At 65.0% G+C, this 12,330-nt stretch carries 11 protein-coding genes; 7 read left to right on the plus strand and 4 right to left on the minus strand.

Annotated elements, in window-relative coordinates; genetic code table 11:
- Window positions 1–39: 39 nt before the first annotated feature.
- Window positions 40–486, minus strand: coding sequence for a hypothetical protein (locus tag QE494_RS01700; protein WP_300040894.1), 447 nt, complete (start codon window positions 484–486; stop codon window positions 40–42).
- A 595-nt stretch (window positions 487–1,081) separates the two neighbouring features.
- On the opposite strand from QE494_RS01700, the gene QE494_RS01705 reads away from it, so the two are divergent.
- Together QE494_RS01705 and QE494_RS01710 are read left to right on the plus strand one after the other, a co-directional pair.
- Window positions 1,082–2,167 carry a hypothetical protein gene (locus QE494_RS01705; protein ID WP_300040896.1) on the plus strand — a complete coding sequence of 362 codons (1,086 nt, stop codon included), beginning with the start codon at window positions 1,082–1,084 and terminating at the stop codon, window positions 2,165–2,167.
- Window positions 2,164–2,466, plus strand: a complete 303-nt coding sequence (locus tag QE494_RS01710) for a hypothetical protein (protein ID WP_300040898.1) — start codon at window positions 2,164–2,166, stop codon at window positions 2,464–2,466. The genes QE494_RS01705 and QE494_RS01710 overlap by 4 nt, the downstream gene beginning before the upstream one ends.
- Here QE494_RS01710 and QE494_RS01715 read toward each other — a convergent pair.
- Window positions 2,450–2,716 carry a hypothetical protein gene (locus QE494_RS01715; protein WP_300040900.1) on the minus strand — a complete coding sequence of 89 codons (267 nt, stop codon included), beginning with the start codon at window positions 2,714–2,716 and terminating at the stop codon, window positions 2,450–2,452. The two genes, QE494_RS01710 and QE494_RS01715, sit on opposite strands and share 17 nt — an antisense overlap.
- Before the next feature lie 690 nt (window positions 2,717–3,406).
- On the opposite strand from QE494_RS01715, the gene uvrA reads away from it, so the two are divergent.
- Both uvrA and QE494_RS01725 read left to right on the plus strand, forming a co-directional pair.
- A complete protein-coding gene (gene uvrA / locus QE494_RS01720) occupies window positions 3,407–6,322 on the plus strand; it encodes an excinuclease ABC subunit UvrA (RefSeq protein WP_300041131.1) in 2,916 nt (971 codons plus the stop codon).
- A gap of 13 nt (window positions 6,323–6,335) precedes the next feature.
- Window positions 6,336–7,340: a metal-dependent hydrolase gene (locus tag QE494_RS01725; RefSeq protein ID WP_300040902.1), complete on the plus strand. Its 1,005-nt coding sequence runs from the start codon at window positions 6,336–6,338 to the stop codon at window positions 7,338–7,340.
- Between the two features lie 11 nt (window positions 7,341–7,351).
- Here the strand turns inward: QE494_RS01725 and pyrF are convergent, their stop codons facing one another.
- Window positions 7,352–8,176, minus strand: coding sequence for an orotidine-5'-phosphate decarboxylase (pyrF, locus tag QE494_RS01730; RefSeq protein ID WP_300040904.1), 825 nt, complete (start codon window positions 8,174–8,176; stop codon window positions 7,352–7,354).
- A 50-nt stretch (window positions 8,177–8,226) separates the two neighbouring features.
- Window positions 8,227–9,228 (minus strand): tripartite tricarboxylate transporter substrate binding protein, encoded by a 1,002-nt coding sequence (locus tag QE494_RS01735; RefSeq protein WP_300040907.1) that lies wholly within the window; start codon window positions 9,226–9,228, stop codon window positions 8,227–8,229.
- 113 nt (window positions 9,229–9,341) lie between these two features.
- Between QE494_RS01735 and QE494_RS01740 the strand changes: the two genes are divergently transcribed.
- Genes QE494_RS01740 through leuD form a run of 3 tightly spaced genes read left to right on the plus strand, consistent with a single transcriptional unit; the run spans window position 9,342 to window position 12,288 of the window.
- The gene (locus tag QE494_RS01740; protein ID WP_300040909.1) at window positions 9,342–10,235 is read left to right on the plus strand and encodes an oxaloacetate decarboxylase; all 894 of its coding nucleotides are present in this window, start codon (window positions 9,342–9,344) and stop codon (window positions 10,233–10,235) included.
- Window positions 10,232–11,650: a 3-isopropylmalate dehydratase large subunit gene (locus QE494_RS01745; RefSeq protein ID WP_300040911.1), complete on the plus strand. Its 1,419-nt coding sequence runs from the start codon at window positions 10,232–10,234 to the stop codon at window positions 11,648–11,650. The genes QE494_RS01740 and QE494_RS01745 overlap by 4 nt, the downstream gene beginning before the upstream one ends.
- Window positions 11,647–12,288, plus strand: a complete 642-nt coding sequence (gene leuD / locus QE494_RS01750; protein ID WP_300040913.1) for a 3-isopropylmalate dehydratase small subunit — start codon at window positions 11,647–11,649, stop codon at window positions 12,286–12,288. Before QE494_RS01745 ends, leuD begins: the two co-directional genes overlap by 4 nt.
- The last annotated feature ends 42 nt before the right edge of the window (window positions 12,289–12,330 follow it).

Genomic DNA, 12,330 nt, shown 5'->3' on the forward strand with positions numbered 1-12,330 from the left:
GCAACAGAGAACAACAGCCTTTAAATGGCAGGGCGCCGGTCAGTCGATCAGCATCGCCTTCTCTGCTGCAGCAAGCAAGCGATGCCCCTCTGGGCTGAACACCTCTGGGCGGGCAGCGACGCACGTTTGCAGCCCCGACAGGGCCATCCCCCACTCGCCGTGTGCGAGCAAGAGACGCGCCGAATGGCGGTCCTCCCACAGGAGGTTGCCCTCCTCCAGAACCAGAAATTTCCAGAGTAACTCCGAGGTGTCGTCGCCGCCATCGTCGACGTTTGTTAAATGGTCTAGCCTCGCACTAGCCGATGCCTCGGCCTTTGAATCGGCGCTTGAACTCCGGCTCTTGACGTCATTCGTCGGGGAGGGTGAGTCCGCCGCAGACGCAGAGGGTGAGTCGCCGGCCAAAGGCTTCGCGAGGGAGGGGCTGCCGCCGGAAGTCGGCGCGGTGGGCCTGGGCATCGGCTTGAGGCCGGTGACGGGACGAAGCATGAAGGACTCTCCAAGAGTGACAGGTTGCGACGGCCGTGACTCTAAATCGACATCGGGCTGCCAGTCCGCAAGCGAGGGCGCGAGTCATGCCAAAGTCAGCCGCCTCCGAGGAGGGCGCGACCGGAGCCGTGGCACTCCCGCGCGAGGGACTCGGCGGCAAGCTACGGTGCGTCACCTTTGATGTCCGTTTGACTTTTTTGTGCTGCCGACATTGAACGACGTCCACCGAAGGTTCCTACCTGTCGGCCAGCCTGCGCTCCCAGCGCATTGCCATCCGCGGCGCGCGCACGCACAACCTGCGCAATACGGCCAATCTGTCCCCCTGCTGAGCATGAGTGGATCGTCTCGAGAAGCCGGGTACTCATCCGGTCCAACTCAGCCGGATCAGCAGTCCGCAACGAAAGGCACGCGCACCATGCTCCTCACTTCGAAGCCCACCTCACCGAGCAGCTCTTCATCGGCTCATCTCACCTCCTCCTCTTCAGCAGCTGCCGCGCTACCGACCGCCTCGGCAGCCTCCGCTGCCAAAACGAGCAAGCCAAAGGGTAGTGCGAAGAGTTCCGCAACCAATTACTCAGACACGATCGGGCGCCACGTGGAGATCATTAACGGGGCGCCCTACTTTCTAGCGGCCCTCACCTGCCTGAAGACACCCTACCGTGCAAGTACAGGAAAAGACGCCAAGGCCACCGAAGCCGACAAAAGTGCGCAATTTCTCAAGAAGGAAAGACATATCAAGCGCCAGGTTCGCGTGCCGTTCGAATTGACCCAGAAAACTCTATCAACCACCCTCAATGACTTTACCCACGGCAATATTGCGCTCGTTACTCCGGAATTCATCAGGGAAAAGCTCAACAGCCTCTTAGACGAGGCGTGCAAGAAAGTAGGAACAGGCTATTACCAGACAGTCATCGACGGAAAGGCGATCGATGGGGTTGATCCAAAAGGCACCGCATTTCAGCACATCCGGATGGATCAATTTACGACTGCCGTCAACTTGCATCGACGCAGTCGAAGCTCGACACCGGATTGGCGAACGCAGGATGTGATTGTTCTCGGGGACACGGCAATTGGACGCTCAACGGATCACTTCGCCGGCGCGAAGGCATCGGCAGCAACAGGGAAGGGGCCCCAGAAGGACGTCAAAAGCCGGAAAAGCGGCATCGACTTGGGTGCAGAGGCGCCGAAGGACGCATCCACATTGGGCGGTAGGGCGGAGTTTTTGTTGGGTACGCGGATGATCAGCAGCTCGGGGTATCTGAAGCCTGACTTTTTCAGGCACATCGCCAATGAAGATGGCGCTGCGGGAAAAGCTGGCACCGGTCACGTGAGGGTTAGCCACGACACCAATGCGTTTCCACGAACATGGTCGCTGGAGAAAATTGGCAGATTTGCTGCACAGGCCTTCGCCGTCGCCTCCTCACATCCCAGTCAGATCAATGATTACGTGAGTTGGCATAAACCTTTTTGCGCTCGCGTCGAAGGCCTCGACATCTTTACCGTTGTGACTGATTGCGCCTTCAGCAAATCCGCAGGATCAGAAGGCGCGTCGGCCAAGAAAAAAGAGCAAGGTCCTTCATTGGTCAAAAAAAGGGGGTTGTCATATCGGCTTTCGTTTCCCGAACCACGTCCTCAAGAGAACGGGAAATCAGGGATCTTCGCGCTGCGGTCAAAAAAATGAACCAACTCACCAGCGAGAAGGCCATCGAACTCTTCTCCCTAACCAATCGCAAAAGCATCTGGGACGTTTTGAGCACTGCAACCGTTCTTTGCAAACTAAAAGATCGCCTGGGCCTTGACGGGAAGGAAAAGCAAATCGTTGATGAAATCCAGGCGCTCCTGTCGATTGGCGAGACTCGGCACAAGATTCATCAACAACTCATTGACGACAGGACAAAAGCGATATTGACTGAAGTGGATGGAGCGGAAAAAGCGGGCGCCTCGAAGGCGGCTGGAACGCAGCTCAAGCAAGCTCATTGAGCACGCAAGCAGCGGCGTCCATCACGCGGGGGCTCACCCCGGTACCGGATGCCGCTTTCTTTTGGGCGACGCCAGCGATGATGGAGTGCGCGATTCCCCATTCGCCGTAACTGAAGTAGAGCTCGATCGAGCTGACGAGTCCGGGCGGAAAAGTGCCGCGCTCGCGAGCGAAAAACTCGTTCAAAACCGTTGCCGCCTGGGTGTACGGACTCTCCGGCCGAGAGACCTCGTCTGTGGAGGGCGAGGCCATAGGGGCCGCACTTTCGCTTCGCGCGGTGCTACTTTGAGAGGCGGCACGCGGCTTGCGCATGGCCAAGGCCTTGCCATCCGATCTGGGGCCCTCTTGTCGCCGAGGCTGCGCGTAAGATGCAAGCCTCGGGGCAGGGCGGCCCGAGTCTTGATGCTTGCCGTCCACCCTGCGTGCAACTGGCCGCGCCAGCGTTGATGCGGCCGAACTGCCGAGGGAACCTGCCTCGGCGCCAGGACTTGTTGCGGAAGGCATGGAAGTTTCGGAAGGTCTTTCCGCCGAGGAGCCGGGCGAACCGCCAGCTTCAGCCGCTGAAGGCGCGGACGTTCCTGCCGTCGCAGGACGAACGCCGCCCGAATGTGCTCGTAACATGATGTCTCCCTTGTGTCGCTCGTGAAGCGGGGGGAGTCTAAGGTGGCTTTTCCACAGAAGAGAGGTGGCAGGCGCCGTGCGTCATCGAAGCGCAAGACCGCTTGCCGCATCAGCCGTCCACGCGACACACCCAACGCGCAAGCCTCGCAGCGGGTGGCGCGGTGCTGGCCCAGAGCGTGACGAAGGACAAAGTGCAGTTGACCTGCATGGAAAAGGATGCGGGCGTCTGGGGTGAGGGAAGGGCGGGCCACGCACGACAGCGCCATGCGGCGCTCTCGGCAGAAAAGTCCCGTGCCCTATGATGTCAGGTTGACTTCTGCACTGCCCACCTTGAACTCCGCCGCCGACGGCCCCTACCTGGCGGCCACCCTGGCCGCCCAGCGCATTGCCATCCGCGGTGCGCGCACGCACAACCTGCGCAATATCGACCTCGACATTCCGCGCAACCAGCTGGTGGTGATCACCGGGCTGTCGGGCTCGGGCAAGTCGTCTCTGGCGTTTGACACCCTCTATGCCGAGGGCCAGCGGCGCTATGTGGAGAGCCTGTCGGCCTACGCGCGCCAGTTCCTGCAGCTGATGGACAAGCCCGACGTCGACGTGATCGAAGGGCTGTCGCCGGCGATCGCCATCGAGCAAAAAGCCACCAGCCACAACCCCCGATCGACCGTGGGCACGGTGACCGAGATCCACGACTACCTGCGCCTGCTGTTCGCCCGCGCTGGCACGCCCTACTGCCCCAGCCACGGCCTGCCGCTGGCGGCGCAGACCGTCTCGCAGATGGTGGACGCAGTGCTGGCCATGCCGGAAGACACCAAGCTGATGATCCTGGCCCCGGTGGCGCGCGAGCGCAAAGGCGAGTTCGGGGAGCTGTTCGCCCAGATGCAGGCCCAGGGCTATGTGCGTTTTCGCATCAACGGCCAGACGGTGGAGGCCGACGCCTTGCCGGCGCTGAAGAAGAACGTGAAGCACGACGTGGACGTGGTGATTGACCGCATCAAGGTCCGCCCCGACATGCAACAAAGGCTGGCCGAGAGCTTCGAAGCCGCCCTGCGCCTGGCCGAGGGCCGCGCAATCGCGCTGGAGATGGACGGCGGCAAAGAGCACCTGTTCAACGCCAAGTTCTCCTGCCCGGTGTGCCAACACTCGATCAGCGAGTTGGAGCCGCGACTGTTCTCCTTCAACTCGCCGGTGGGCGCCTGCCCGTCGTGCGACGGCCTGGGGCAAACCGAGTTTTTCGATCCCCAGCGGGTGGTGCCCTTCCCCACCCTGTCGCTCGCTTCCGGCGCCATCAAGGGCTGGGACCGGCGCAACCCCTACTACTTCCACCTGATCGAGGGCCTGGCCCGGCACTACCGATTCGACGTCGACGCGCCCTTCGAGTCGCTGCCGGAGGCGGTGCGCCAGGTCATCCTCTTCGGGTCTGGCGAGGAGGAGATCAAGTTTCCCTATGTCATGGGCTCCGGCGAAAACCAGGGCCGCAAGGTGACGAAGAAGCACCCCTTCGAGGGCATCGTGCCGAACATGACGCGCCGCTACCGCGAGACCGACTCGCCCGCAGTGCGCGAGGAGCTGGGCCGCCTGCGCACACTGCAGCCCTGCCCCGACTGCCAGGGCACGCGCCTGCGCAGCGAAGCGCGGCATGTGAAGCTGGGGCATGGCGCGGGCGCGCGCCCCATTTACGAGATCAGCCACCTCACTCTGCGCGAATGCCTGGCCTACTTTCAGGGCCTGCAACTCGAAGGCGCCAAGGCGGCGATCGCCGACAAAGTGGTGCGTGAAATCGCCTCCCGACTGAAGTTTCTCAACGACGTGGGACTCGATTACCTCAGCCTGGACCGCAGCGCCGAGAGCCTCTCTGGCGGCGAGGCCCAGCGCATTCGGCTGGCCAGCCAGATCGGCGCCGGCCTCACCGGCGTGATGTACGTGCTCGACGAGCCGAGCATCGGCCTGCATCAGCGTGACAACGATCGCCTCATTGGCACCTTGCGCCACCTGCGTGACCTGGGTAACAGCGTGCTGGTGGTCGAGCATGACGAGGACATGATCCGCGCCGCCGACCATGTCATCGACATGGGCCCGGGCGCCGGCGTGCACGGCGGCCAGGTGATGGCCCAGGGCACACCGCAGCAGGTGCAGGACAACACCGCCTCCATCACCGGCCATTACCTCTCGGGCACCGAGAAGATCGACGTGCCGGCCAAGCGCCGTGCCTGGCTGCCGCTCGAGGGCGGCCGCAAGGGCCAGACTCAGCACCTGCGCATCGCCGGCGCGCGCGGCAACAACCTCAAGAACGTCACCGTCGACTTCCCGGTGGGCCTCCTGACCTGCGTCAGCGGCGTCTCGGGCTCGGGCAAATCCACACTCGTCAACGACACCCTGCTGGCCGCGGCCGCCCACACCCTGCACCGCGCGGGCAGCGAGCCGGCGGCGCACGACGAGATCGACGGGCTGGAGCATTTCGACAAGGTGATCAGCGTCGACCAGTCACCCATCGGCCGCACCCCGCGCAGCAACCCGGCCACCTACACCGGCCTCTTCACCCCCATCCGCGAATTGATGGCGGACACCAACCTGGCCAAGGAACGCGGCTACGGCCCCGGGCGCTTCTCCTTCAACGTGGCCGGTGGCCGCTGCGAGGCCTGCGAGGGCGATGGGGTGGTGAAGGTCGAAATGCACTTTCTGCCCGACGTCTATGTGTCGTGCGACGTCTGCCGCGGGCAGCGATACAACCGCGAAACACTGGAAGTCCTTTGGAAGGGCCGGAACATCGCCCAGATCCTGGACATGACGGTGGAGGACGCGCACGCGTTCCTCAAAGCCGTGCCGGCGATCGCACGCAAGCTGCAAACGCTGCTGGATGTGGGCCTGTCGTATGTGAAGCTGGGTCAGTCGGCTACCACGCTCTCGGGCGGCGAAGCGCAGCGGGTCAAGCTCTCGCTCGAGCTGTCCAAGCGTGACACCGGCCGCACGCTCTACATCCTCGACGAGCCGACGACCGGGCTGCACTTTGCCGACATTGCGCTCTTGCTCAAGGTGCTGCACCAGCTGCGCGACGCCGGCAACACGGTGGTGGTCATCGAGCACAACCTCGATGTGATCAAGACCGCCGACTGGGTGATCGACATGGGCCCCGAAGGCGGCGCCGGCGGCGGTATCGTGGTGGCCATCGGCACACCCGAGGACATCGCGGCGCACCCGAAAAGCCACACGGGCCGCTACCTCCAACGCCTGTTGTAGCCTTCGGGCTGCCATGGACTCCCTCTCCCAACTTGCCCTGGGCGCTGCCGTCGGTGTCGCCGTCATGGGGCGGCGCAGCGCCGTCTGGAAAGCCGCACTCTGGGGCGGTATTGCCGGCACGCTGCCCGATCTGGATGCCCTCATCAACCACGGCGATGCGGTGCGCAACATGGTCCTGCACCGCGCTCACAGCCACGGCCTGTTCTGGCTGACGTTGGGCGCGCCGATCCTGGCCTGGCTGGCCAGCTGGCTGCATGGCGAGAACGCTCATTTCAAGCGCTGGTGGCTGGCCTTGTGGCTGGCGCTGGTGACGCATCCACTGCTGGACACCGTCACCGTCTACGGCACCCAACTGGCCCAACCCTTTTCCAGCCACCCCTACGGCGTTGGCAGCATCTTCATCATCGACCCGCTCTACACCGTGCCCCTGCTGGTGGGCACGGCCGTGGCGTTGGCCCGGCGGCTACACGCCGGCCTGCACTGGAACCAGATCGGGCTGGCGTTGTCCACCGCCTACCTGGCCTGGAGCGCGCTGGCGCAGGGGCACGTGCAAGGCGTGGTGCAAGAAACGCTGGTGGCCCAGGGCCGCACCGCCCAGCGGGTGCTGGTGACACCGGCACCGCTCAACACGCTGCTGTGGCGCGTGGTGGTGATGCATGAAGACGGCTACGACGAGGGCTTTTACTCGCTACTGGATGCCCAGCGGCGCATCCGTTTCGACCGTTTCACCAGCGACCCGGCCCTGTGGCGCGAGCTGCAGCACCTGGAGCCCGTGCAACGCATCGCGGCGTTCTCGCAGGGGTTCTACAAGGTGCACGAAGAAGATGGCCGCGCCTTCATCACCGACCTGCGCATGGGGCAAGAGCCGGGCTATGTGTTTTCGTTCGAGGTGGCGCGGCGAGGGAGCGGGTGGCAGGCGGTGGTGCCGCAAAACAAGGGCGGACGGATGGACATCGGGCGGGGACTGGCGTGGGTGTGGGCCAGGATGTGGGGCAAGGAAGTGGCGCCTCCGCGCTGAATGCTGAGCCCTCAGCCGCGCGCCGCCTGCAGGAGATCGCGCGTCTTCATTGCCTCACGCCGAGCGGCGTCGGCGAAATCGTCACCGGAAGACGCATAGAGCACCGCGCGCGAAGAGTTGACCACGATGGGTGCGTCGGCACGCCAGCCGGCCTTGACCGTGGCCACCGCGTCACCGCCCTGTGCGCCGACACCCGGAATCAGCAAGGGCACGGTGGGCGCAATCTGCCGCACCCGCTCGATCTCGGCCGGATAGGTAGCACCCACCACCAAGCCCAGCTGACCGTTGAGGTTCCACGGCCCCTGAGCGAGGCTGGCGATATGTTCGTAGAGAAGCGGCTCGCCGGGCACCGAGGCCAGGCGCTGGTTCTGCAAATCGTCGCCGCCCGGGTTGGAAGTGCGGCACAGGAGGAAAGCGCCCTTGCCTTCGTATTTCAGGTAAGGCTGCACCGAGTCGAACCCCATGAAGGGCGAGAGGGTGACTGCGTCAGCGCCATAGCGCTCGAAGGCCTCACGGGCGTACTGCTCGGCGGTGGAGCCGATGTCGCCGCGCTTGGCGTCCAGAATGACCGGCACCTGCGGGTGCGCGCTGCGCAGATGCGCCATGAGCTTTTCGAGCTGGGCTTCCGCGCGGTGGGCGGCGAAGTAGGCGATTTGCGGCTTGAAGGCGATGACCAAATCGGCCGTCGCGTCTGCGATGCGGGCGCAGAAGTCAAAAATCTTGCTGGCATCGCCCTTCATCGCGCCCGGAAAGCGGGTGGGCTCCGGGTCCAGGCCCACGCACAGCATGGAGCCATTGCGCCCCTGGGCGCCCTGCAGCATCTCGATGAACGTCATGCAGGGATTGTACGAACGGACACCTGTCCCCGCGGACAGGGCCGGCGCCCTCAGTCCTTCTTGAAGCCGATGCTCTTCACGATGGCCTGCAGCTGCTCACGCTCGGCGCGCAGGGTGCGAGCCATTTCAGCCGGCGTGGACAGGACGGGGTCGATGCCGCTGGAGACCAGCTTCTCGCGCAGCGGCCCGGACCGGGTAGCCGTGGCGAAGGTGCGCGAAATCATTTCGGCCAGGTCCGCCGGCAAGTTGGGCGGCCCGGCCACACCGTACCAGCTGGTGGTGCTGACCGACGGGTAACCCAGCTCGGCGAAGGTGGGCACGTCGGGCAGCAGCGGAGAGCGGGTGGTGGTGGTCACCGCCAGGGCCTTGAGGCGGCCCGATTTGACGTGCTGAACGACTGCCGGTGGCGTCGAGAAACTCAGCTGGACCACGTTGGACAGCAAATCGATCACGGCCGGGCCGCTGCCCTTGTAGGGCACATGAAGCACTTCGATGCCAGCCTTGTTCAGGAAGACCTCCATGGCCAAATGGGTCAGGCCACCGCTGCCCCCGGAGGAGTAGCTGAGGGCCTTGGGATTGGCCTTGGCCTTGGCCACCAACTGCGGGACTGTGCTGACCTGCACGTCGCTGTGCGCCACCAGCAGCAAGGGCGTGGTGGCCAGCATGGAGATGGGGGTGAAGTCCTTGCCGGCCTCGAAGGTGTACTTATTGAGCAAGGTGGCATCGATGAACTGCGACACGCTGAAAAACAGCAGGGTGTAGCCGTCGGGAGCGGCGCCAGCAACGAAGTCCAGCCCCAGCATGCCCGAGGCGCCGGCGCGGTTTTCGACCACCAGCGACTGCTTCCAGGCTTCGGAGGCAATCTGCGCGAAGGTCCGGCCAGCAAAGTCAGTGCCAGCGCCAGTAGAGGTGGGGACGACCCAGCGAACGGTTTTGTTGGGATATCCAGCCGTCGATTGCGCCTGGGACAGGGCGGGCATCAGCATGCCCAGAGAGGCCGCGCCGGTCAGCAGGGCGCCGCGACGGGTCAAATTTGCGGGGTCGTGTGTCATGTCGTTCGAGGGTGGGCAAGTGGGCTGAATCGACCTGGATCGGCAGAACGACCATCGTATGCTGAAATGCAGGGCTTCGATCACCCGGAAAACCCCGATCAAAGGACGGATGCATGAGCGATGAAAACCTGCGCAAACCTTGGCGCGAGCTGGTCGGTTCGGGTCGGCTCCTGAGAGTGCCCGCGATCTACGACGGCCTGTCAGCGCGGATCGCGCAGCAAGCCGGCTTTGCCGCGGTGGCTTTTTCGGGCAATGCGGTGTCCGCGAGTTTGCTCGGTATGCCCGACGTCGGCATGCTGGGCATGAGCGAAAACCTCGAGCACGCGGGACGCATCGCCCGGCAACTCAATGTGCCTGTCATCTGCGACGCCGACACCGGCTACGGCGGCGTGCTCAATGTGGTGCGCACGGTGCAAGAGTTCGAGGCCGCGGGCATCGCCGCGATTCACATCGAAGACCAGGTGACCCCCAAGCGCTGCGGCCTGTTGCCCCAGGGCATTCCGGTGGTCAGCCAGGAGGAGCACGCGCAAAAGATTCGCGCCGCGGTCAAGGCGCGGCGCAGCCCCGACTTCTGGATCATTGCCCGCACCGACGCCAAGTCCATGCACGGTCTGGAGGAAGCGGCCCGGCGCGGACGCGCCTATGTCGAAGCCGGCGCGGATGCCGCGTTGGTCATGGGCGCCAACACGCCCGAGGAGCTGCGCTATGTCGCCAGCGTGGTGCGCGCGCCCCTGGTCACGGTGATCCAGGAGTCGCCGCCCACCAGCGAGCTCACCGATGAACTGCTGGAGGAGGTCGGCTGCGTGCTGGCCCTGCATGCGGGCATCACCCGCTACGCGGTGGTGCAGGCCCTGCAAGAGGTCCTCGCCGCCTTGCACCGCGACCATCACACCCAGTCGGTGCGCCATCGCATGGCCAGCTTCGAGCAGTACAACCAGGCCCTGGGGCTGCCCGAATGGCTGGCGCTGGAAGAAGAACTTCTCAAGCCGACGGGAGGCGCATCATGACTTCCGTTATGACCTCCGCCATGCCCCAGACCCTGTTCGACAAGATCTGGACGCGCCACCTCGTGGGCGCACGTGCCGACGGCAAGCACCTGTTGTACATGGACAGGCACGCCGTGCATGAATTGCACGCGCCGCACGCCTTCGGCCTGCTAGACGAGAGCGGCCGCGAGGTGCGGCGCAGCGACCTGACCCTGGTGGTGCAGGACCACACCGTGCCCACCCGGCCCGGAGTGATCCGGATATCGCCCCACATCGAGGCCACGCAGAAGGCGGGTGCGCGCCATCGCGTGCAGGTGCTCGACGTGAACGACCCCGATCACGGCATCGTCCATGTGGTCACCCCGGAGCTGGGCATCGCCCTGCCCGGGCTCACTCTGGCCTGCCCCGACAGCCACGCCTCCACGGTCGGCGCCATCGGCTGCCTGGCCTTTGGCTGCGGCACCACCGAGCTGGTGCATGTGCTGAGCACCCAGGTGATGGCGATGGAAAAGCCCCGCCAGATCCGCATCTGGCTGGACGGCCATCTGTCCGACTGGGTCAATGCCAAGGACGTGGCGCTGGCCCTGATCCGACAACTGGGGGTGAGCGCCGGGCGCGGCGCGGCGGTCGAATATGCCGGCCCGGTGATTGAGGCGATGGACATCGAGTCCCGCATGACCCTGTGCAATATGACGATCGAATGGGGCGGGCGCACCTGCCTGATCGCCCCCGACGCCAAAACCCTCGCCTGGTGCCAAGGCCGCCGCGGCGCACCCCAGGGACCCGCCTGGGAAGAGGCGCTGGTCTGGTGGAAGACCCTGCACTCGGACGCCGGGGCGGTGTTCGACGAAGAGCACCGCCTCGACTGCTCCGCGCTCTCGCCCCAGGTCACCTGGGGCACCGACCCGGGCCAGGCCATTGGCATCCAAGAGGCCGTGCCCGACCCACTGACACTCGCGGGTTCGGCGCAGGAGCGAACCGCTCGGGCCCTGACCTATATGGCCGTTCCCGGCGGGCAGTCTCTGGTGGGCCTGGCGGTCGACCGCGTCTTCATTGGTTCCTGCTCAAACGCGCGCTTGCCCGACCTGCGCGCGGCCGCGCGTGTGGCCGAGGGCCGACAGGTGGCAGCGGGCGTGCAAGCCTGGGTGGTACCGGGCTCCAGCGCGATCAAGCGCCAAGCCGAGGCCGAAGGGCTGGACCGGATTTTTGAGCAAGCCGGCTTTGAGTGGCGTGAGGCCGGTTGCTCGATGTGCGCGGGTGCCAACGGCGACGTGGGCACTGCGGGCCAGCGCTGCGTCTCCACCACCAACCGCAATTTCGAAAACCGCCAAGGGCGCGATGTCCGCACCCATCTCACCAGCCCGGCGATGGCCGCCGCCGCTGCGGTGGCGGGCCAGCTGGTGGATGTGCGCACACTGATGGAGACGCCGGCATGACAACACGCGAACCTCTGTTGCGGGTGGAGGGCGTGGCCGCGCCCCTGCTGCTCGACGACGTGGACACGGACCAGATCATCCCCTCGTCCTACCTCAAGGACATGCACGCCGACATGGCGCAGGGATTTCTGGCCTATATGCGCCGCGGGCCCGATGGCCAGGTGCATCAGGACTTCGTGCTCGAGCGGCCCGTGTTCCGGGCCGCGCCGATTCTGATCGTGGGGCGAAATTTCGGTTGCGGCAGCTCGCGTGAGCATGCGGTCTGGGCCCTGCGGGCCTTCGGCATCCGCTGTGTGATCGGCGTGGCCCTGGCCGAGTTCTTCCACGAAAACTGCCTGAACAACGCGGTGCTTCCCATCTCGCTGGACGAGGCCACGTGGGGCGAGCTCTCCCAATGGGCGCGCGAAGTGGACGGCCAGCAGGCTCTGCGAGTCGACCTGGCCGAGCGCCAGATCGTGGCAGGGCCGGGCCAGCACTGGCCCTTCGAGATCGCGGACCACGCCCGCACGCGGCTGATGGAGGGCCTCGACGATGTAGGCCTCACGCTCAAGCACCGCGAGGCTATTGAGGCCTGGGAGTTGCGCACGGCGCAGGAGATGCCCTTCTTGCAAGCCTGCCCGGTCATCGCTGCGCCCTGATGTTTCAAAAGGCGGGTGGGCCGGTGGCCCGCCCAGCTTCGC

Source organism: Ramlibacter sp. (assembly GCF_029866045.1).
GTDB lineage: Bacteria > Pseudomonadota > Gammaproteobacteria > Burkholderiales > Burkholderiaceae_C > Ramlibacter.